The following is a 19,628-nucleotide window of genomic DNA, read 5'->3' on the forward strand; positions in this document are numbered from 1 at the left end:
CTCCGGCTTGAGCGCATTGCGGGCGCGCAAAGCAGCGTGCGGATGCCGCGTTCAGGTTCGCTCGAATGAAGCGGCCAGCGCATCGATCCCCGCCGCGCACTCGGCGACCGCGGTCGGACTATGCAAGCCGCCGATCACTGCCGGATCAAGTGCGAGTCCCGCCTGGATCAGGCCCGGCCATGCGGAGGCTTCAGGCCAGCCCTCCTGCACGACAGCGGCACCGAGTCGAGCCAGGGCTGCCGCCTTTTCGGTCTGCTCGCCGTAGGCCCGCGCCTCCGGCAGGCAGAGAAAGCGCTTGGCCTGCGCCGCAGCCAGCGACACGACCCCGTCGCCCCCGCCCCCGACCAGCAGGGCAGCCCGCGACACATGGGCCGCGACGTCGGGGACCCAGCCGTGCAGGTGCAGATTGTCGGGGATCGCGCCCGAGCCAGAGACCGGGCCCAGCACGTGCCAGGCTCGGTCGGGTACGGACCGCGCCGCCGCGGCCAGAGCGGGAACGGCGCCGCCCGCGCCGCCTTGGCCAAACACCACCACGATATCGCGGCTCGCCTCGGTGTTGGACAGGGTCGGTCCGGTGAGAAAACCCGCGTAGATTGTCTTGGCGCGAACCCACTCGGGCACGCCCCCGCCGTCCATCGCTTCGGGAAAGGGCGCGAGGAGGCGGCTGGCGCTGCGGAAGGCTTCGAGATGCGGCTGGTCGGTGCGGGTACCGGAGAGCCGCACCACCAAAGTCGGCACCGAGAGCAGGCGCGCGAACAGCGCCACCTCCACCGAGACATCGACCACGAGGAGCGCCGGATCGGTCCGCGCCACCCAGTCGGCGATGCGCGCCATCCTTGCGCGGAGGCCGGGATGGTTCAGAGGGGCGTAATGCAGCGCCTCCGGCCGGCCGGCCGCGCCGTCCCGTCCATCGAAGGCGGCATCGCCGAGCGGCCGGTCATCCGGCAGGTCGAGGATGGCGAGCCCGGTGGTGTCGAAGCCGGCGAGCGTGCCCAGGATCGTGCATGGGCGGGGCAGATGCGCCGCCACCGCCCGGGCCCGCTGGAGGTGGCCGGCGCCCTGGTGATGGACGTACCAGCCGATCCCCCGGGTCACGCGGCATCCCGCAGGGCGAGAGCCAGCGCGTCGAGATCGGCGATGGCCCGGTCGAGGGGGCATTCCCGCGCCGGTGCGGCGCGCGCTTGGAGGATTTGGTCGGCCCGCTCCACGAAAGCGATGTCGTTGGGACAGTCGCCGACAGCGGCGAGGTCGTCTGGGCCGAGGCCGAGGCGCGCGTAGGCGGCGGCACGGGCCGGAGGCTGGAGGTGGAACGCCCGGCGCAGGGCCGCCCGGCGCAGGATCAGCGTCTGCCAATGGGCCGCTTCCGGCAGCAGGTAGGCCTCACCGCCGATCGCCCGGGCGCGGCGGGCCATCTCGGTGGCCATGCCGCCCGAGACCCGGCCCTGGTGGCGGGACGAGACCATCACCCGCACCGCCGGGCAGTGACGCAGGCGGGCGCCGCGCGCGCGCAACAGCCCGACCAGGGCGTTGTCCTCGCCGCAGGGCAGGGGCGGCAGGCCGCCCACGGCCTGGTAGAGAGCCACTGGGACAGCGAGGCTCGCGCCGGTATGGTCGCCGTGGCGCGGCGCCGGATCGTGCGGCGGCGGATCGAGGATGTCTTCCAGCCGCCGGACGCCGGCCCAGTAACGCTCGATCCGGGCATGCAGCGCCGCGAGCGCCGGATCCGCCTCGCCGTCATCGTCGATGACGAGCCGGCCACCGACCACGTCGGCCGCCTCCAGCGCGCGGAGATTGGCTCCGACCCAGTCGGCCGGCAGGCGCGCATCGGCATCGCTGGTCAGCAGGATGCCGTCTGAGATCCCGTCCGCGGCGAGCCATTCGGCCCCGGCGTCGAGCGCCCTGCGCCGCGCGGTGCCGACATGCGCCTCCGCACCGGCAAGCCGCACCTCGATCAACCGGAGCGCGAGCGGCGCCAGGGCGCCGGACGCTTCGAGGGCGCGGATCGCCGCCACGGTCCCGTCGGTGCAGTTGTTAGCGAGGACCACGACCCGCAAGGCGCTCCGCAGCGGAATACAGTCTTGCTCGGCCAGGGAGGCGAGCAGCCGCGGCAGGCGGTCAGCCTCGTTCCGTGCCGGGATACAGACGGCGCAGGGCAGGGTGCGGTCCGCGTCGGCGCTCATGTCAGGCCCGCCGTCCGGCGATGCGCAGGGCCGGCCGCGCCCGCTCGGCGCAGCGCGCGATCACCGCCTCGTAGGCATCGAGGTACCGGTCGGTCATGGCGGCGGCATCGTAGAGCGCCTCGGCCCGATCGCGACAGGCGCGGCGCGACAGGCCGGCCGCCTCGCGGATCGCCACCGAGAGATCCTGTGCATCGTCCGGCCGGGCGAGGCGGCCGCACCGGGCGTCGAGGATATTCGGCATGGCACCCCGGCGGAAGGCGGCCACCGGCGTGCCGCAGGCGAGCGCCTCGGCCACGACGAGGCCGAAGGGCTCCTCCCAGCGCGGCGAGACGATCGCCACCCGGGCGCGCCCGAGATGATGTGCGAGATCCCGGTGCGAGAGATGCCCGAGATGCGTCAGGTCCGGGCCGAGGCGCGGCGCGATCTCGGCGGCCCAGTAGCCGGGGTTGAGCTTCGGGCCCGCGAAGGTCAGCGGCAGCCCGGCCGCGCGGGCGGCGTCGATGGCAAGGTGCAGCCCCTTCTCGGGCACGATCCGCCCGGACCAGAAGGCGAAGGCCGGATCGTCGGACCGTTCCGAGAACGCGAAGGTCGAGAGATCGACGCCGTTATCGACCACCTGTGCGCCCGGCACGAGCGAGGCCCATTCCTGCGCCAGCGAGGGCGAGACGGCCAGGAACGCCATGTCGGGATCGGCCTCGACCACCCCGGCCGTGAGGGCGTCGAACGGCGGCGTATGCAGCACCGTGACCCAGGGCAGGCCGAGCCGGGCACTCTCGCGCAAGGGCAGGGCGTGGAGGGAATTGTTGTGCACGAGGTCGAAGCCGCCGGCCGCGACCATATCCATCATCCGCCGGTAGGCATCGTGCTCGGCGCGGTCGATCGCGTCCTCGCGCTCCGGGTCAAGCAGCGCATCCCCGGTCGGATCGCAGAGCATCACCGGGTCCAGAGCCGGGTCTGACCCGCGGCTCGCGAACAGCGTCACCTCGTGCCCGTGCCGCTTCAGGGCGACGGTAAGGAGGTGCGTGTGCATCTCCAACCCGCCGGCATAGGGCTGACCGATCGGGTATTTCAGATGTGCGAGGACAGCGATCTTCACGCGCGCACCAAGTCCGGGAGGATGGGGAAATCTGCCGCCCACCGTGGCGCGAAAGGACTTCTTTCCGCGGCAAGCGTGGCAGGGATCATGCCGATTGTTTCTTCAACAAGCGTTGCGATGAGAGGACCTGAGCGACGACAAGCGCGACGCTTTCGTCTGTCCTAAGCGCGGCGGCCTGAACCGCTGATGATCAGATCCGCAGGGCGCGCGTTCACGCAGCGCTCGGTCCATCCCCGGATTGTGGATCGCGCCACCGCGGATGGGCGGCGCTCGCGGGCACGCGGCTCAACTGATAGGCTGCGCTTCAGACCGTCGGCCGGTATCCGCGCGCGGCGGATTAGGGGGCCATCGATGGATCTTCCGCTCGGGCTGAGCGTCTTCGCGGTCGGCGCCGCGGCGCTGGCGGTCATCACCCTGGCGGCCGGCGTGAAGATCGTGCCGCAGGGCTATGTCTTCACGGTGGAGCGCTTCGGTCGCTACGCGCGCAGCCTGGATGCCGGCCTGGGCTTGATCACGCCCTTCGTCGAGCGCGTCGGCCGGCGGGTCAACGTGATGGAGCAGGTGATCGACGTGCCGAGCCAGCAGGCCTTCACGCGCGACAATGCCGGCGTCACCATCGACGCGGTGGTCTTCTACCAAGTGCTCGACGCGGCACGGGCATCCTACGAGGTCTCGAACCTCGACCTTGCCGCCACGACCCTGACCATGACCAACATCCGAACCGTGGTCGGCTCGATGGATCTCGATCAATTGCTCGCCCATCGCGACGAGATCAACGAGCGCCTGCTCCGGGTCATGGATGCTGCGGCCTCGCCCTGGGGCGTCAAGATCAACCGCATCGAGATCAAGGACATCGTGCTGCCGCCCGATCTGGCGGGGGCCATGGCCCGGCAGATGAAGGCCGAGCGGGAGAAGCGCGCCTCGATCCTCGAGGCGGAGGGGCAGCGCGCCGCCGAGATCCTGAGGGCGGAGGGGCGCAAGCAATCGGCGATCCTTGAGGCGGAGGGCCGGCGGGAAGCGGCCTTCCGCGACGCCGAGGCACGCGAGCGCTCCGCCGAAGCCGAGGCGGCGGCGACCGGGATGGTCAGCCGGGCCATCGCCGAGGGTGATATCGCGGCGGCGAATTTCTTGGTGGCGGAGAAATACGTCGATGCCGTCCGCGCTATAGCCACCGCACCCAACCAGCGGGTCGTCGTGGTGCCGATCGAGGCGGCCGCGCTGGCCGGGACCCTCGGGGGCATCGGGGAGCTGACCCGCAGCGTGTTCGGCGACGGTGCGCCGCCGCGCCGCGCGGGAACCCCGCCCAACGTGGCGTCGCCACGGGCGTGATACCTATGACACTCACGTCCGTCCTCGGCGCCGTCGAGTCTGTCGGAGCTGCCTGGATCTGGGTGATCGCCGGCCTCGTCCTAGCGGCGGCCGAGATCCTGATTCCCGGCGTGTTCCTGATCTGGCTCGGCTTGGCGGCGCTCGCCACCGGGCTCTCCGCGGCCGCGATCTCGATGCCTTGGCAGGGCCAGACCCTGCTCTTCGCGGGGCTGGCCGTCATCCTGGTCGGGATCGCCAGCCGCCTGCACAGGCGCGGCGCGGGCGGGCCGGCGCTGAACCGTCCCGATCGGGGCCTGATCGGGCGGGAGGCCATCCTGGAGGAGCCGATAGTGCAGGGTGCGGGTCGCATCCGCTTCGATGACACGCTGTGGCGGATCGCGGGACCGGATCTGGCCGTCGGCGAGCGGGTGCGGGTCACGGGCATCAGCGGAACCGTGCTGCGGGTCGAGGCGGCGTGATGCCCCTCTGCGGGGATGGTTTCGCCACCGCCGTGTGTTCGCGCGGCGTCAAGAGCGACCTGTAGGGGCTGCGCGGGAAATCTTCGCGCGAGTCCGTCCCGAGGCCCAGCTGCGACAAAGAGTGAGTTGCGCGCAAGCGAGTTATCCGGTGTTACGGTCAGGCTGGAACGGATGCGGAGGACGCATGCCGGTGGTCGCGGCGTGGGCGACGGATAGTGACAGATCACCAAGAGCGCAGCCGCTTCGAGGCGGAGTTTGCACGGACGGACGCCAGCACGGATCCGTTCGTATCCGCCGTCCGGGCGACGCGGATGCCGATGCTGATCACCGACCCCAATCAGCCCGACAATCCGATCGTCTTCGTGAACGCGGCCTTCTCGAGGCTGACCGGCTACGGCCACGACGAGATCGTCGGCCAGAATTGTCGCTTCCTGCAGGGTCCGGAGACCAACAGGGACGATATCGCCAGGATCCGGTCCGCCATAGCCCGGCGTGTTCCCATAGAGATCGAGCTGCTGAACCATAAGAAGGACGGCGAGGTCTTCTGGAACCGCCTGCTGATCTCCCCTGTCTTCGACCGGGACGGAGAGCTGACCTACTTCTTCGCCTCGCAGTTCGACGTCACGCTGGAACGGGACAAGCTGGCCCGGATCCAGCGCGATCGCGACGCCCTGGAGCAGGCGGTCGAGCGCCGCACCAACGACCTGATGCGCAGCGAGGAGCGCCTGCGCTTCATCCTCTCGGCCGCGCGGCTCGGCTCATGGACCCTCGACTTGACGGAGATGCGCCTGCTGGCCTCGGAGAGCTGCAAGCGGAATCTCGGTCGCGAACCCGACGAGCCGTGCACGTACGAGGACTTGGTCGAGGCGATCCTGCCGGAGGATCGTGCACGGATGCAGGCCGCCGTCCAAGCCTCGATTGCGACGCGGGCCGACTACGACATCGAGTACCGGGTGCGCATGCCGCGCGGTGAGGTCCGCTGGCTGCAGGCCCGCGGGCAGCCCTTCTACGGCGCCGAGGGCCAGCCCCTGACAATGGCCGGCGTCACCATCGACATCACCGATCGCAAGCGTGCCGAGGAGCATCGGACGCTTCTGGCCGAGGAACTCAACCATCGGGTCAAGAACGCGATGGCGACCCTGCAGTCGATCGCGCACCAGACACTCCGCAATGCGGCCTCACTCGAGGAGGCGTACCGGACGTTGGATGCCCGGCTGCAATCGCTCGCGACCGCCCACGATGTGCTGACCCGGAAGGATTGGGAGGGCGCGCCGCTCGGGCAGATCGTGGACGAGGCGTTGCTGGCGTTTCAGAGCGGCGCTGCGCGACGCTTCGTCGTCAGCGGTCCCGAAGTCTGGCTCCCGCCGCGCCTGACCCTCGCCTTCACCATGGCGCTGCACGAACTGGCGACCAACGCGGTGAAATACGGTGCCTTGTCGAACGACAGAGGCCGCGTAATCCTCAACTGGGACATGGTGGACGGATCGCAACCTGCCCAGCTCTGGTTGCGCTGGGAGGAGGTCGACGGGCCGCCGGTCGTCGCGCCGACGCACCGCGGGTTCGGCTCGCGCCTGATCGAGCGAGCCCTGGCCGCCGAGATGGTCGGCACGGCGGCGATCGACTACCGCCGCCGCGGCGTGGTGTTCACGCTGGAGGCGCCGTTGCCGGATCAAGGCCGTAGCCCGTAGGCCCGCGGTCTGACGGCCAGCCCATCACAGCCCGCGTTCGTCGCGCTGATTGGGTGTCGAGACGCTTCTGGATCGCGCCAGCGCCGACAGGCGCCGCCAGCCGAGCGCGCCGCTTCTACCCAAACGCCCCGACCTCGTGCTGGATCATGCCGGAGATCTCGCGCACCTGGTCGAACATGCGCCGGATCGGCTGGAACAGGTTAGCGTGCTCCGCCTCGTAGGTGCCGACATCGCGCGGGCCCGCCGGCTCGCCGAAGTTGAGGCCGAGGGTCGGATCCGGCGTGATCGGAAAGATCTCGTCGAGAAGCTTCAGGCAGCCGTCGATGTCGAGCCGCAGGAAGCGCTCCAAGAGCTGCTCGCGGGAGATGCCGGCCTGCGGTCGGAAGCCCGGGATATGGACCGCCAGGAACCAGATCCGGTGGATCAGCGCGAGCCGGAGGGCGTGCAGCAGCGTCAGCCGTGCCGACATCGCCGGCAGGTCGGGGGCAGCCGCGGTGAGGGCCAGCCAGTCGCGGGTCAGTCGACCGAACAGGCTCCGGAGAGCGGACGCGAGATCGAGGCGCTCCAGCGCGCCCGAGATCACCACCAACTCGTCGCGGCGGAAGTCCTTCTGCGTGCGCCGGGCGCGCTCCAGCCACACGGCCGGATCGAGCGTGTCGATATAGGCGCGCAGCACGTCGAGATCGCCCACCGAGGCGGCATGCTGCACCAACCGGAAGGCGCGCGAGAACCGCACGGAGTCGCGTCGCATATCCCGGAACAGGTCCGGGCCGCGCTGGGCGGCGCGGCCGATCCCATGCAGCGAGTTCGCCAGGAAGCCGAGCTGGTGCAGAATCGCGTTGTTGGGGATGGCCCGCATCTGCCGGGGATGGGTGATGCGGGCCGGGCCGCCATTGTCGCTCTGGCGCGCGACGGGCCGTGAACCGGTGCGATCGATCAGGTTCGGGCCGAACGTGCCGAGCAGAGCGGCGTATCCCGGATCGTCCACCAGCGCCTCCATGTCCTGGCGGGCCGCGGTGAAGAACTCGAGCGCGAAATCCGGCTCGGAATAGATCGGGTCGTCCGTGGCGTCGGCGTTCGCTTGCACGTCGTTGAGGGCGTAGTCCGAGAAGGTGTCGTCTTCGGCCACATCGAGTGCGTAGACGTGCTCGGCGATGCGGGCGACGCTTGCCGCTGCCAGCGCCTCGGTGCCGTAGAGCAGGTAGCCGTCGGTGCCCTGGAAGCTCGATTCCAGCCGGACCCTGATCCCGGCCTTGCGGGCGCGGTCCCGGGCATCCTCCGGGGCAAGATAGGCGAGGCGGTCGCGCAGCGAGGTGGGATGGGCGCCGCGCCCGATCGACTCGCCGTGGGTGTCGAAGATCGCGAGCTCGATATCGGCCAAGCCGTTCTGCACCAGCATCTCAGTGATGCGCAGCCGCAGCCGCTCAATCCAGAAGGTCGCGGCGAGCTGCCCGACGTAGCGGCCGGAATCCGAGTAGCCGAACTGCACGGTGAGCCGCCCGATGCGCTTCAGGTACTGACGCCAGTGCGGGTTGCGCAGGGCATCGTCGAGCACCCGAATGCCCTGTTCCAGGGCGCTCGCCGTCTCGAAGAGCGGCGTGATCTCCAGCCGGTCGGCGATGCCGTAGTGGCGGGCGAGCCAGAGGGCGGCGAGCAGGGTGTAGCCGGTCTCGGTCTCGGCGATCAGGAAGCGGACCGGGTGCGTGCCGTCGACGTGCTTGAGGATCTGGGCGATCGTCATCATCAGCCGGGCGGCCGAGGCGCGCTCGGCGGCCAGCGCGCCGAAATCCACCGCCACGGGCCGCACGTCGTTCAGCAGCGCGTGAACTGTCGCCAGATGCGAGCGGCGGCGCGCCGCGTCGGTGGGTTCGCCCTCCAGGTCGACGACGCGGCGGACCGCGTTGTGGATCTGGCTGGCGTTCAGCCGGAAATGCGGCAGCGCGTTCGACAGGCCGTGCGTGGCGACGCCAGCCCGCAGGACGGCGATCCTGCGCTGGTCGGCCGGATCCCCGGCTGCCTCCAGCGCCGCGGTGAGACCGGCGATCAGTTGGCCCGCATCGGTCTGGGCGCGCTCGCGCTCAATGATCAGCGCCAGCGAGAAGCGGTGCACCGCTTCGAGGGAGGGCTTGTCGCCGAGGCGGGGCGCGACGGCGAGCTGGCGGTTCACGGCCGCCAGGGCGCCCTCAGCCAGGGCGCGGACCTCGCGGCAGGCCCCGATCTCGGGCAGCTCGCGCATCACCCGGTCGAACTGCATGCGCTTCGAGATCAGCCGGTAGCGCAGGGTGTCCCACCAGCCGATATCGGTGCGGCCGTCAGTGTCGCAGCCGACCCAGCTGGCGATCGCGAAGGGGCGGGGGGTCAGCTCGGTCCAGCGGTCGGGCCAGCGGGCGCGGGCGGCGTCGAGCACCGCACCGTTGAACGCGTCGAGGGCGAGCCGGCCGTTATTGGCGGCCGCGCAGGCCTGCTCGAACTCGACATCCAGGGTGATCGGCGCGTCCGGACGGGTCGAGTGCGAAGCGGCTTGCGCGATCAGGCCGGTGCGGGCCGTCTCGTCGGGCAGGCTGGCCGCCTCCGCAAGCAGGCTCGCCACGGCCCGCGGCATGCCGAAGGTCGGATGGGCCGTGAAGACGACCGCGAAGGCGGTGCGGCGGATGAAGTCCGCGAAGCCCTCGAAGGCGTCGGGCCGGTCGGGAACCGCCGCGACCAAGCGCGCCGGGATGGCTGCCTGCGGGTCGGCCGGCCCAGCCTCCAGCCCGACATAGGCCCGCAGCCGCGCTGCCCGCGAGTCCAGGGACGCGGCGCGCAGCCGTACGAACAGGCTGTCGAGATCGGCCGCTGAGATCTCGTTCCGGTCGAAGCGGCGCGTGATCGCCAGGGTGACCGCCAGGACCGGGTTGCGGAACGGATCCTCCCGGGCTTGGTCGCGGGCTGCCTCGATCAGGCCGAGGAGGTGGCCCTCCAGCTCCTCAGGCTTGCGGCTCGGCTGGTGCTGCATCGATCGATTCCGCCTCGGGTCTGCCCGCATCTACCCGCTCCGCCGCTCCACGCAAGGAGCGTTCCGCGTCGTCGGCAGCGCAGGAAGGCGGTGCGGGATCCGGCCCCGCGAGAGTCGATTCCGGACACCGGGCGCAGGCCGTCGCGCGCGACGGGGTGACGGCGCCCCTCCAGGCAGAGTAGAGCTTCGACCAGCATGGAGCGCCTGCTGATCATCCTGGCCGTACTGGTCTTCGCCGTCGCCATCGTGACTGTTCTTGCCATGGCGGCGAGGACGCGGCGCGAGCCCCTCCGCATGGACTCCGAACTCGACGTGGATGACGAGCACCTGCTCATCGGCTCGGTCGGCGCTCGCCGGAGCCCGATCGATCGCACGGCACAGGTGCTGGATCCGCGTGTCTTGGATTTGGACGCGATCGAATTGGAACCGATCAGAGCACTCGACAGGACGGAGCGGATCGAGCGGCCGCGGCGCGATGGGCCGGAGTCCGGGCGATGAGGGCATTCGCGTGGCTGCTGCTGGCTGGTGCGGCCTGCCTTTCGGCCGTGCCGTCTCAGCCGTCCCTGGCCCAGAACGCGCCCGCACCGGCTGCGCCGAGCCCGACGCCGGATCCGTCAACGTCGCAGGCGGGGACGCCCACGCCGGCCGCCGCTCCGCCGGTCGAGCAGCCCTGCGGCGCGCGGGCCGCTCGCTTCGAGGGCGCGAAGGGCTTCAAGATGGTGGTGACCCGGGCCGGGCAGGTCCGGACGACCAACCCGCTCCGACCCCTGACGCCCGAGGTCAACGAAGTCCTGCTGGTGGTGGTGGGCGGCAAGGTCGCCACCGCCTACGGGCCGGATTTCAGCACCCTGCGGCGCGGCAGCGCCCCGGCGGCGATCGAAGCGATGCTCGGCGGCCCGATCCGTTGGCAGGCGGCCCTGCCGACGCTGCCCGATCCCATCGCCATCGTCTCTGAGGAGGGCAGCCCTCTGGCGGAGCTCACCTTCCGGGCCTGCGAGGATCCACCGGCCGTGAAGGCGGCGCCGAAGCCCGTGGCACGGAAGAAGAGCCCGGCCCGGAACGCGGCCCCGAAGGCCGCGGCCGAGAAGACACCCCCGGGCTTCTCCATGCCTCAGGGCGCGATCGCCGAGTAGGCGGTCACTTCTGCTTGGCGATCACCTTGTCCTTGATGCCGTCGTAGACGTTCTTCGGGATGATCTTCTTGGAAACCAGCTCGTCCTTGCCGCGATAGGGGCGGCCCTTGATGATCGCCGCCGCGCGGGCCGCGCCGATGCCGGGGAGCGCGTCGAGCTCCTCGGTGCTCGCGCTGTTGAGGTCGAGGAGCGCACCCTTGGCGGCATTGGGCGATCCGGCGACGGGGGCGCTCGGCGCCGTCGGCTTGGCCGGGGCGGTCGGCGCCGCGGTCGTCGGGGTCTGCGGCGCCTGCGCCAGGGCAGGGGCGCCGACGAGACTCGACAACAGGGCGAGGAGGGCGAGGGTCTTGGTGGAGGAAGCCATGGCGTTTCTCCCGAGAGGCACGGCCCGCTCCGCGGCACCGTCGCGTCAGGTTTGCACGGCTTCGCTTGAACCCGCGCTTAACGGTTGTGGTCGGGCGCCTCTAGCCAGGGGCCGGCGCCGGCGCTATAAGCGCGCCCTCATCCGTATCCCGCGGTGTGCGTGGCGATCCTCGATCGAGGAGCCGCCCGCGCGCCGCTTTGTCCGCGGCGTCACGAAGGATCCAGTCATGGCCGTTCCGAAGCGAAAGACTTCCCCCTCCCGCCGCGGCATGCGCCGCTCGGCCGACGCCCTCAAGGCGCCGACCTACGTGGAGGACAAGGATTCGGGCGAGCTGCGCCGTCCGCACCACATCGACCTGAAGACCGGCATGTACCGCGGCCGTCAGGTGCTCAAGGTGAAGTCCGCCGAGGCTTGAGCCTCGCGAGCGCGGCGCCTCAGGCGAGGCGCCGCGCGGCCTCCGCGTAGCACGCGGCGGCCATACGGGTTCGCTCCAGACGCGACGGAAGCAGCGCCGGGTCTCCGGCCGTCAGCAAGTGTGCGATGAAGCCCGCGCGCGGTTTTCCCGCGGCCGGGTGTTCCGCCGATGCGACCCTTTCGGACCGCTCAGACTGGCCACCTTCAATCAGGACGAGCGCGCGTGCCTCGGACGCGGGTGGCGCGCGCCGTGGCGGCTGCGTGCCCTCCTGACGGGTGCCTTCGGTCGACCCTGGCACGTCCCGCACGGGCCGGACCTGTGCCGGCTCGGGACGACTGCCTGTTCCGATCCGCATCATCGCGACATCCTCCGCACGTTTCCGTGCCGATGTCGCAAAGGTGGGGCCGATGTTTACTAATCGTCAACCTTCGATACCGCCGCACCGGCGATAATTATTTCTTTGCGAGCGCTTCCAGGCGCTGCTGCATCTCGAGCATCTGGCGCTTGAGGTCGTCCAGCTCGCCGCCGGCATAGGGAGTCGGCGCGGGCGCTGCCTGTGGGTGCGACCCGGCGGCGGGCGGTGCGAAGCCCGTGAACATCTTCATGGCATCACCGAAGAAGCTCATGTTGGTGCGGACCTGCTGCTCGATCGCGTTCTGAAACGCGGCCGGGCCAAAGCTGTGGGCGAATTTCTCGCGCAGGCCGTCCTGATCCTTGGCGAAGTTCGCCATTGAGAATTCCAGGAAGCTCGGCACCATCGTGCGCATGCTGTCGCCGTAGAAGCGGATCAGCTGGCGCAGGAAGGCCACCGGCAGCAGGTTTTCCGCGCCGGCCTTGTTCTCCTGCTCGAAGATGATCTGGGTGAGCACCGAGCGGGTGATATCGTCGCCCGTCCGCGCGTCGTAGACGACGAAGTCCTCGCCGTTCTGGACCATCGTGGCGAGGTCTTCCAGCGTCACGTAGGTCGAGGTGCCCGTGTGGTAGAGGCGCCGGTTGGCGTACTTCTTGATGACGGTCTGGGTGGCCTTGACGGTATCCGCCATCGGGAACGGCCTTTCTGGACTCGGGACCTAGGGGCGTTGCAGGCGCGCGGTGCGGCCTGGCGGGGGCCGTCTTCGCGCCCGCAGCACGATCCTTAAAGCCTTCTCCGGGCGCAGAAAACAGCAAATTGCACGTCTTCAACGCAGAATAATGCAGAGCCCGCCCGCCGGCGAGATCATTTCAGTCTCTTCGACACGTCATCGGGGGCTTCACGCCGCCGATGCACAACCTTGACTTCGCCTCTCTCACGCCCTTCATCCCAAGACCGGCACAGAGCGCGCCCGGGAAGAGGAAGGCGCGCCGGCTCGTGAGAGGAGAACGTTCACATGGCAGGCAGCGAAGAGATCGTCATCGTCGGGGCCGCGCGCACGCCGGTCGGCTCGTTCGGCGGCGCCTTCGGGGCGGTGCCGGCCCACGAGCTCGGCGCGACCGCGATCAAGGCCGCTCTGGAGCGCGCCAAGGTCTCGCCCGACGACGTGGACGAGGTGATCTTCGGCCAGGTGCTCACCGCGGGCGCCGGCCAGAACCCCGCCCGTCAGGCGGCCATCAAGGCCGGCATCCCCGAGAAGGCCACTGCCTGGGGCCTCAACCAGGTCTGCGGCTCGGGCCTGCGCACGGTCGCCATCGGCATGCAGCAGATCGCCAACGGCGACGCCAAGGTCATCGTGGCCGGCGGCCAGGAATCCATGTCGCTCTCGCCCCATGCGCAGTATCTGCGCGGCGGCCAGAAAATGGGCGACCTCAAGCTCGTCGACACCATGATCAAGGACGGGCTCTGGGACGCCTTCAACGGCTACCACATGGGCCAGACCGCCGAGAACGTCGCCCAGGCCTTTCAGCTCACCCGCGAGCAGCAGGACCAGTTCGCGACGCGCTCGCAGAACAAGGCTGAGGCCGCCCGCAAGGAGGGCCGCTTCAAGGACGAGATCGTCCCCGTCACGGTGCCCGGCAAGAAGGGCGACACCGTCGTCGATACCGACGAGTACATCCGCGACGGCGCCACCATCGAGGCGATGGCCAAGCTGAAGCCCGCCTTCGCCAAGGAGGGAACAGTGACGGCCGCCAACGCGTCCGGCCTCAACGACGGCGCCGCCGCGCTCGTGCTGATGTCGGCCTCGGAGGCCGAGCGCCGTGGCCTGACCCCGCTCGCGCGGATCAAGTCCTGGGCGACCGCGGGCGTCGACCCGAAGGTGATGGGCACGGGCCCGATCCCGGCCTCGCGCAAGGCGCTGGACAAGGCGGGCTGGAAGCCGTCCGACCTCGACCTGATCGAGGCCAACGAAGCCTTCGCGGCGCAGGCGCTGGCCGTGAACAAGGACATGGGCTGGGATGACGCGAAGGTGAACGTCAATGGCGGCGCCATCGCCATCGGTCACCCGATCGGCGCCTCCGGGGCCCGCGTGCTCGTCACCCTGCTGCACGAGATGAAGCGGCGCGACGCCAAGAAGGGCCTCGCCACGCTCTGCATCGGCGGCGGCATGGGCGTCGCGATGTGTATCGAGCGGACCTGATTCGTCCGGAACGTCTGTCTCGGCCAACAACATAGACTTAAGGCCGAAGTCAGAAAAAATCGCGTGCGGACGCCATCCGCACGCGGCATCACGTGATGCGAACAGGAGGAAACAATGACCCAAGGACGCGTCGCCCTCGTGACGGGCGGCACCCGCGGTATCGGCGCGGCTATATCCAAGCGGCTCAAGAACAAGGGCTACAAGGTTGCTGCCAATTACGGCGGCAACGACGAGGCGGCCAACGCCTTCAAGGCCGAGACCGGCATCCCGGTCTTCAAGTTCGACGTCGGTGATCTTGCCAGCTGCGAGGCCGGCATCAAGGCGATCGAGGCCGAGCTCGGCCCGGTGGACATCCTGGTCAACAACGCCGGCATCACCCGCGACGGTGCCTTCCACAAGATGACCTTCGAGAAGTGGCAGGCGGTCATCAAGACCAACCTCGACTCGATGTTCACCTGCACCCGTCCGCTGATCGAGGGCATGCGCAGCCGCAGCTTCGGCCGCATCATCATCATCTCGTCGATCAACGGCCAGAAGGGCCAGGCCGGGCAGACCAACTACTCGGCCGCCAAGGCCGGCGTGATCGGCTTCGCCAAGGCGCTGGCCCAGGAGAGTGCCGCCAAGGGCATCACCGTCAACGTGATCGCGCCGGGCTACATCGCCACCGAGATGGTGATGGCGGTGCCGGAGGACATCCGGAACAAGATCATCTCGACGATCCCGACCGGCCGCCTCGGCGAGGCCGACGAGATCGCCCACGCGGTCGAGTATCTTGCCAGCGACGAGGCGGGCTTCGTCAACGGCTCGACGCTGACAATCAACGGCGGGCAGCACTTCGTCTGATTGCGACCGGGCGCGCCGGGTTCGGCCCGGCGCGTCCATAAACCTGCTCCGGTACGCCGCATCGCCCCTTCGAGCGAACCTGTCCCGCTGCACCCGTTCTGTTGCACGCCCGATGCGATGACGTCCCGCGGATGAGGGCCGATCCAGGTCGGCCGGATTGGCGCGCCCCGCGCTCATCCCCGCACGTGTGAGAAAATCCCTTCCCGGTTCACGGTGTTCAATGTCCGGGGAAAACGGGCATTGCGGGCAGGGAACGGCACAATCGCGCGCGTGCTCTGAAACACGAACAAATCGATGCACCTCGTATAGGTCCCGTTCTGTCGCGTCGCGGATGTTCGCGCGGACAGAAAAACGAGACCGCGGGCATCATGAACACCTGGTTTGACGGTAAGTTCGACGTTCACCCTGTTAGCGACGATCGGAACTGTTCTTCGCGCGCCGCCGCCGTTCGGGGTGGGCTTCCGGCCGCCTTCAAGCTCGGTCTCGCAGCGGCCTGCGCGCTCGGCCTCGCCGCCTGCGTCACACCGCAGGAACGGCACGCGATGGATCAGAACCAGTGCTACGCCTTCGGGTTCGAGCCCGAGACCGACGCATTTGCCGAGTGCATGATGGGGCTTCACCAGCAGCGCGCCGCGGCCCAGGCCAACAGCAACCTGTACTGGCAGGCCCAACTCGCCGAGCAGAATCGCCGCCGCGAGGCCCGGCAGGATCTCTACAAGTTCGCAAGCCTTCAGCGCAGCGGCGACCCGCGCTTCCCTGTCTGCGGAGCCTCGACCGACGGCGGCATGGATCGCCGGACCATGACTTGGTACGGCCCGAACTGCCGCGCCCGCTGACCTGGTCCGAAGGAGGTTCCCATGTCTGACGTGACGACGCGCGGCCCGCGCGACCCAAGCAAAATCATCTTCGTGACGACGGCCCTGTTCAGCATCGCGGTCGGGTTCGGCACCCGGGACATCGCGTGGTTCATGCTGGCTGTCGTCGCCAGCGCCACCCTGCTCTGCGGCGGCTACGCCCTGGTCCGGCGGTCGCTGGGCTGGAAGCCGCTGGATGGCGACTACCTGTTCGACCTCGTCCGGGTGATCAGCCCGCCCTGAGGCGACGCCAAACTCGGCCCGCGCGGACGATCCGCGGGGCCATCCCGGGCGGCGCGGGTCTGACCGCCGCGTCGCTCCTCAATCCCTTCCCGGCACAACGCCCCGCCGCTGAGGCTACCATGACGCTTGCTCTGATCATCACCGGCATCCTCATCGTCAACTTCGCGATGGCCGGTCTCTTCTCGCTCGTCGCCCTGTGGGCCGACTGAGCGGCGCCCCTACGGCGCGCCCACGCAGTTGGCGTAGAACGTCGTGGTGGCCGGCCAGTCGGAGAACACGCCCATGACGCCGACCTGCCTGTGCAGCACGTCGAGGAGCCGCAGGATGTCGCCATCCCCGGTCACCACCGGCTTGATCGACTGGTAGTAATAGCCACCGCCGTCCTTCAGCGGGCCCGAGCGTTCCAGCGACCAGGCGATCAGGCCGAGCCCGGCCTTCTTCGCCTCCCGGGCATAGGTCGAGGGCTCGATCGCGCCCTCCGGCCCGGGCCGGACCAGCATCCACAGCGGCGGTGCCAGGATCCGGACGCCCTTGGCCGCAAGCTCCGACATGCCGGGGGTCCAAGTTGCCGGCTTCTCGGGGTCGAACCCTTTGACGGTCTCGTCGCGGTCGTCGAGGAAGATCGCCTGACGGCCAAAATCCGGATCCTTCTCCAGCCAATAGAGGATGTCGCGCAGCTGGAAGCTCTGGGGATAGACGTCGGAGGACGGGATGCCGGCCTCCCGATACTCATCGATCAACTGCTGGGCGTACATGTCCTGGCTATAGGTGCCCTCGAACGGCATCGTGACCTGCGGTGCCTTCAACTCGGGGGTGAACTTGCGGCCCATGCCCTTCACCAGCGCGAGGTACTCCTTGTGGGACATCAAGGTCCCTTTGCTGGCGTAGAGATCGGTCCGCCAGCGGGGCGTCGCGTTCATGTAGGCGGACACCGTGGTGGCGTCCGGATCGGCCGCGTCCATCTTGCCGTTGAGCGACTTGAACTCGTCGAGCGTTAGATCGCTGGTGCAGCACTTGGCGGAGGCCTTGCGCCCGGTCGCGGGGTCCGCGGGCTGGAAGCCCTGCGTGCATTTCGCCGCGAGGTTCGGCCGGGCCAGGATGTCGGTGGTCGTGTGCAGGTCGCACTGGCTGTGGCGGCAGACGAGCTGGCGGTCCTTGGTGAAGGCGACGTCGCACTCAATGATGCCGGCGCCCATGCGGTCGGCGGCGAACAGGCCCTCGCGGGTATGCTCCGGGAACATCAAGGGTGCGCCTCGATGCGAGATCGAGAAGGTCCGAGGCGTGTAGGTGCGGTCGGTCCCGCAGGCGGCGAGCGTGTCCTTCAGCGGGCCGGGCTTCAACTGATCGACGAGGTAGAACGGCCGCGGTCCGAGCTGGGCGGCGTCTCCCGCCTGTGCCGGAACGCCTGCGAGGATCAACGCCAGCCCGGCTGCAATCGCACGCATCACCGCTCTCCCTATCCCTGCCCGCCGGTAGGACGCCCCAATGACAGGCACATGACCGCACGTCTCGCCGATTCGGGATCCGCGTGATAGCCGCGGCGCATGCGTGAAACCGCGTCATCCCTGTCCCGCCGCGCGCCACGTTCGGCCGCGACCCTCGCGGGCTTCGGCGCCATCCTGCTCTGGTCGCTGCTCGCGCTGTTCACCGCGGCCTCCGGCGCGGTGCCGCCGTTCCAGCTCGCCGCCATGACCTTCCTGGTCAGCGGCCTGTGCGGCGGCCTGCCCTGGATCGCCCGACCGGCGCGCGCCCGCGCGCTCCTCCAGCCCTGGCCGGTCTGGATGCTCGGGGTGGGCGGCCTGTTCGGCTATCACGCCCTTTACTTCAGCGCCTTGCGCCTCGCGCCGCCGGCCGAGGCCGGGCTGATCAACTATCTCTGGCCGCTGCTGATCGTCCTGTTCTCGGCCCGCCTGCCGGGATCGGGCGGCCTGCAGCCGGGCCACCTCGCCGGCGCCGCGCTGGGGCTTGCCGGCGTCGCGGCTCTCTTTGCAGGCCGCGGCGAACTCGGCTTCGCCACGGGGGCGCTGCCGGGCTACGCGGCGGCCCTGGCTGCCGCCTTCGTCTGGGCCGGCTATTCGGTACTCTCAGCCCGGGTCGGGGCCGTTCCGACCGATGCGGTCGTGGGCTTCTGCTTCGCGACCGCCGCGCTCAGCCTCGCATGCCATCGAGCCGTCGAGGCGACGGTCTGGCCGGTCGATGCGGTTCAGTGGAGTGCGGTGCTGCTGCTCGGCCTCGGGCCGGTCGGCGCCGCCTTCTACCTCTGGGATATCGGCTGCAAGCGCGGCGACGTCCGGCTTCTCGGCGTCGCGGCCTATGCGGCGCCGGTCCTCTCGACGCTGATCCTGGTGGCGGCCGGCTATGCCAAGCCCGGCCCTGCGCTGGCGCTCGCCTGCTTGCTTATCGTGGCCGGGGCGCTCGCGGCGGTGCGAGCGTCCTGGGCCGCGCCAAGAGGCTAGCATCCGTTGCCGAGAGGTCGCGTTGGCCAGGTGGCCTCAGGGCGGTTACCGGGGCCGATCACCGACCCCGGCTGAGCCACAGATTCAGCCGCGACCGACCTGCATGCGAGGAGGCGCGGTCATCGGGATCGCATGAGACCGATACATTGTCTGGTGGGCGGTGAGGGACTCGAACCCCCGACCCTCTCCGTGTAAAGGAGACGCTCTACCAACTGAGCTAACCGCCCGGACGGCGACCGTTACGGCATGGCGCCGGTTCGGTGCAAGGTCCGCATTCCGGATCCGCGTCAGGAATCCATCAGCCGCGCCGCCAGGGCTGGTGCCAGGCCGACGCTTTCGACCGGGTCCGGCTTGAACGAAGCCGAGTCGGATCTGCCCGCTGCCGCCAGAACCGCGCGGGTCCCCGCCTCGACCGAGCAGATTATCGGAACAGGGACCTGCGGAGCGATCCGCGTCGCCAGCCCGGCAAGACCGGCACCGCCCAGGATGACCGTCTCGGATCCCGACGCTACGCAGGCGCGGCAGGCCTCGACCAGCATCGCCAGCGCCGCGTCCGGGTCGCTGGCGATGGCGCCGCCGCTCGGAGCCACGGTTCGGAGCGCTGCAAGGGCGTCGGACAGGCCGAGGGCCGCCACGAACTCCCGCAGCATCGGTTCCCAGGCTGCGCCGCCGGTGACGATGCCGAAACCGCCCCGCGCGGCGGCCTCGCGGCAGGAGGCCTCCGCCATGCCGACCACCGGCACCCGTGACAGCTCCCGCAGCGCCAACAATCCGGGATCGCCGAAGCAGGCCAGATAGACGGCGTCGCAGTCGGCCCCGTGCTTCGCGAGGGCGTCGAGGGCCGCGTGGCCTGCGATCGCCGCGGCGGCCCGGCTCGCGATGTAGCGGACTCCGAAGCGGCCGGTGACGGCGCGCAACTCCGCCCGGCCGTCGAGCTGCGTGCGGACATGGCCGGCGACGAGGTCGGTGACGTGCGCGCTGGTGTTCGGGTTGATCAGCAGGATGCGCATCCGACCTCCGCG

19 protein-coding genes and 1 tRNA gene are annotated in these 19,628 nt (G+C 69.8%); 11 read left to right on the forward strand and 9 right to left on the reverse strand.

Annotation, left to right across the window (positions count from 1 at the left end; genetic code table 11):
- Positions 1-51 precede the first annotated feature (51 nt).
- From AC3WSN_RS28075 to AC3WSN_RS28085, 3 genes are read right to left on the reverse strand one after another with little or no spacing between them, the layout of a single operon-like run.
- Positions 52-1,095, reverse strand: a complete 1,044-nt coding sequence (locus AC3WSN_RS28075; protein WP_492542424.1) for a glycosyltransferase — start codon at positions 1,093-1,095, stop codon at positions 52-54.
- Entirely contained in the window at positions 1,092-2,180 is a 1,089-nt protein-coding gene (locus tag AC3WSN_RS28080) for a glycosyltransferase family 2 protein (protein WP_492542426.1), read from the reverse strand. The genes AC3WSN_RS28075 and AC3WSN_RS28080 overlap by 4 nt, the downstream gene beginning before the upstream one ends.
- A 1-nt stretch (position 2,181) precedes the next feature.
- Entirely contained in the window at positions 2,182-3,276 is a 1,095-nt protein-coding gene (locus AC3WSN_RS28085; protein WP_492542428.1) for a glycosyltransferase family 4 protein, read from the reverse strand.
- Between the two features lie 351 nt (positions 3,277-3,627).
- Between AC3WSN_RS28085 and AC3WSN_RS28090 the strand changes: the two genes are divergently transcribed.
- The 3 genes from AC3WSN_RS28090 (at position 3,628) to AC3WSN_RS28100 (ending at position 6,751) form a co-directional block, all read left to right on the forward strand.
- Entirely contained in the window at positions 3,628-4,605 is a 978-nt protein-coding gene (locus AC3WSN_RS28090) for an SPFH domain-containing protein (RefSeq protein WP_192706472.1), read from the forward strand.
- A 5-nt stretch (positions 4,606-4,610) separates the two neighbouring features.
- Positions 4,611-5,063, forward strand: a complete 453-nt coding sequence (locus tag AC3WSN_RS28095; RefSeq protein ID WP_492542430.1) for an NfeD family protein — start codon at positions 4,611-4,613, stop codon at positions 5,061-5,063.
- A gap of 215 nt (positions 5,064-5,278) precedes the next feature.
- Positions 5,279-6,751, forward strand: coding sequence for a PAS domain-containing protein (locus tag AC3WSN_RS28100; protein ID WP_492542432.1), 1,473 nt, complete (start codon positions 5,279-5,281; stop codon positions 6,749-6,751).
- A 115-nt stretch (positions 6,752-6,866) separates the two neighbouring features.
- On the opposite strand, the gene AC3WSN_RS28105 is transcribed toward AC3WSN_RS28100, so the two are convergent.
- The gene (locus AC3WSN_RS28105) at positions 6,867-9,746 is read right to left on the reverse strand and encodes a phosphoenolpyruvate carboxylase (protein ID WP_492542434.1); all 2,880 of its coding nucleotides are present in this window, start codon (positions 9,744-9,746) and stop codon (positions 6,867-6,869) included.
- Positions 9,747-9,941: 195 nt separating this feature from the next.
- On the opposite strand from AC3WSN_RS28105, the gene AC3WSN_RS28110 reads away from it, so the two are divergent.
- Together AC3WSN_RS28110 and AC3WSN_RS28115 are read left to right on the forward strand one after the other, a co-directional pair.
- On the forward strand, positions 9,942-10,244 hold the full coding sequence (locus tag AC3WSN_RS28110) for a hypothetical protein (RefSeq protein WP_238194896.1): 303 nt from the start codon (positions 9,942-9,944) through the stop codon (positions 10,242-10,244).
- Positions 10,241-10,879, forward strand: a complete 639-nt coding sequence (locus AC3WSN_RS28115; protein ID WP_492542436.1) for a hypothetical protein — start codon at positions 10,241-10,243, stop codon at positions 10,877-10,879. Before AC3WSN_RS28110 ends, AC3WSN_RS28115 begins: the two co-directional genes overlap by 4 nt.
- Positions 10,880-10,883: 4 nt before the next feature.
- Here the strand turns inward: AC3WSN_RS28115 and AC3WSN_RS28120 are convergent, their stop codons facing one another.
- A complete protein-coding gene (locus AC3WSN_RS28120; protein ID WP_238194898.1) occupies positions 10,884-11,243 on the reverse strand; it encodes a helix-hairpin-helix domain-containing protein in 360 nt (119 codons plus the stop codon).
- 226 nt (positions 11,244-11,469) lie between these two features.
- On the opposite strand from AC3WSN_RS28120, the gene rpmF reads away from it, so the two are divergent.
- Positions 11,470-11,658: a 50S ribosomal protein L32 gene (gene rpmF / locus AC3WSN_RS28125; RefSeq protein ID WP_003601373.1), complete on the forward strand. Its 189-nt coding sequence runs from the start codon at positions 11,470-11,472 to the stop codon at positions 11,656-11,658.
- A gap of 452 nt (positions 11,659-12,110) precedes the next feature.
- Here the strand turns inward: rpmF and phaR are convergent, their stop codons facing one another.
- A complete protein-coding gene (gene phaR / locus AC3WSN_RS28130; protein ID WP_492542440.1) occupies positions 12,111-12,701 on the reverse strand; it encodes a polyhydroxyalkanoate synthesis repressor PhaR in 591 nt (196 codons plus the stop codon).
- Between the two features lie 324 nt (positions 12,702-13,025).
- On the opposite strand from phaR, the gene AC3WSN_RS28135 reads away from it, so the two are divergent.
- The 4 genes from AC3WSN_RS28135 (at position 13,026) to AC3WSN_RS28150 (ending at position 16,150) form a co-directional block, all read left to right on the forward strand.
- Positions 13,026-14,210 carry an acetyl-CoA C-acetyltransferase gene (locus AC3WSN_RS28135; RefSeq protein ID WP_492542442.1) on the forward strand — a complete coding sequence of 395 codons (1,185 nt, stop codon included), beginning with the start codon at positions 13,026-13,028 and terminating at the stop codon, positions 14,208-14,210.
- 114 nt (positions 14,211-14,324) lie between these two features.
- A complete protein-coding gene (gene phbB, locus AC3WSN_RS28140) occupies positions 14,325-15,053 on the forward strand; it encodes an acetoacetyl-CoA reductase (protein WP_192706481.1) in 729 nt (242 codons plus the stop codon).
- 368 nt (positions 15,054-15,421) lie between these two features.
- The gene (locus AC3WSN_RS28145) at positions 15,422-15,889 is read left to right on the forward strand and encodes a hypothetical protein (protein WP_492542444.1); all 468 of its coding nucleotides are present in this window, start codon (positions 15,422-15,424) and stop codon (positions 15,887-15,889) included.
- Positions 15,890-15,910: 21 nt separating this feature from the next.
- Positions 15,911-16,150: a hypothetical protein gene (locus AC3WSN_RS28150; protein WP_492542446.1), complete on the forward strand. Its 240-nt coding sequence runs from the start codon at positions 15,911-15,913 to the stop codon at positions 16,148-16,150.
- A 218-nt stretch (positions 16,151-16,368) separates the two neighbouring features.
- On the opposite strand, the gene AC3WSN_RS28155 is transcribed toward AC3WSN_RS28150, so the two are convergent.
- The gene (locus tag AC3WSN_RS28155; protein ID WP_492542447.1) at positions 16,369-17,595 is read right to left on the reverse strand and encodes a glycerophosphodiester phosphodiesterase family protein; all 1,227 of its coding nucleotides are present in this window, start codon (positions 17,593-17,595) and stop codon (positions 16,369-16,371) included.
- A gap of 99 nt (positions 17,596-17,694) precedes the next feature.
- Between AC3WSN_RS28155 and yddG the strand changes: the two genes are divergently transcribed.
- Positions 17,695-18,606, forward strand: coding sequence for an aromatic amino acid exporter YddG (gene yddG / locus AC3WSN_RS28160; protein ID WP_492542449.1), 912 nt, complete (start codon positions 17,695-17,697; stop codon positions 18,604-18,606).
- A gap of 151 nt (positions 18,607-18,757) precedes the next feature.
- On the opposite strand, the gene AC3WSN_RS28165 is transcribed toward yddG, so the two are convergent.
- Positions 18,758-18,833: transfer RNA gene (locus AC3WSN_RS28165), tRNA-Val, on the reverse strand.
- Positions 18,834-18,893: 60 nt separating this feature from the next.
- Positions 18,894-19,616, reverse strand: coding sequence for an aspartate/glutamate racemase family protein (locus AC3WSN_RS28170; protein ID WP_492542451.1), 723 nt, complete (start codon positions 19,614-19,616; stop codon positions 18,894-18,896).
- Positions 19,617-19,628 lie beyond the last annotated feature (12 nt).

This window comes from Methylobacterium sp. FW102-HT35C08 (assembly GCF_058790235.1).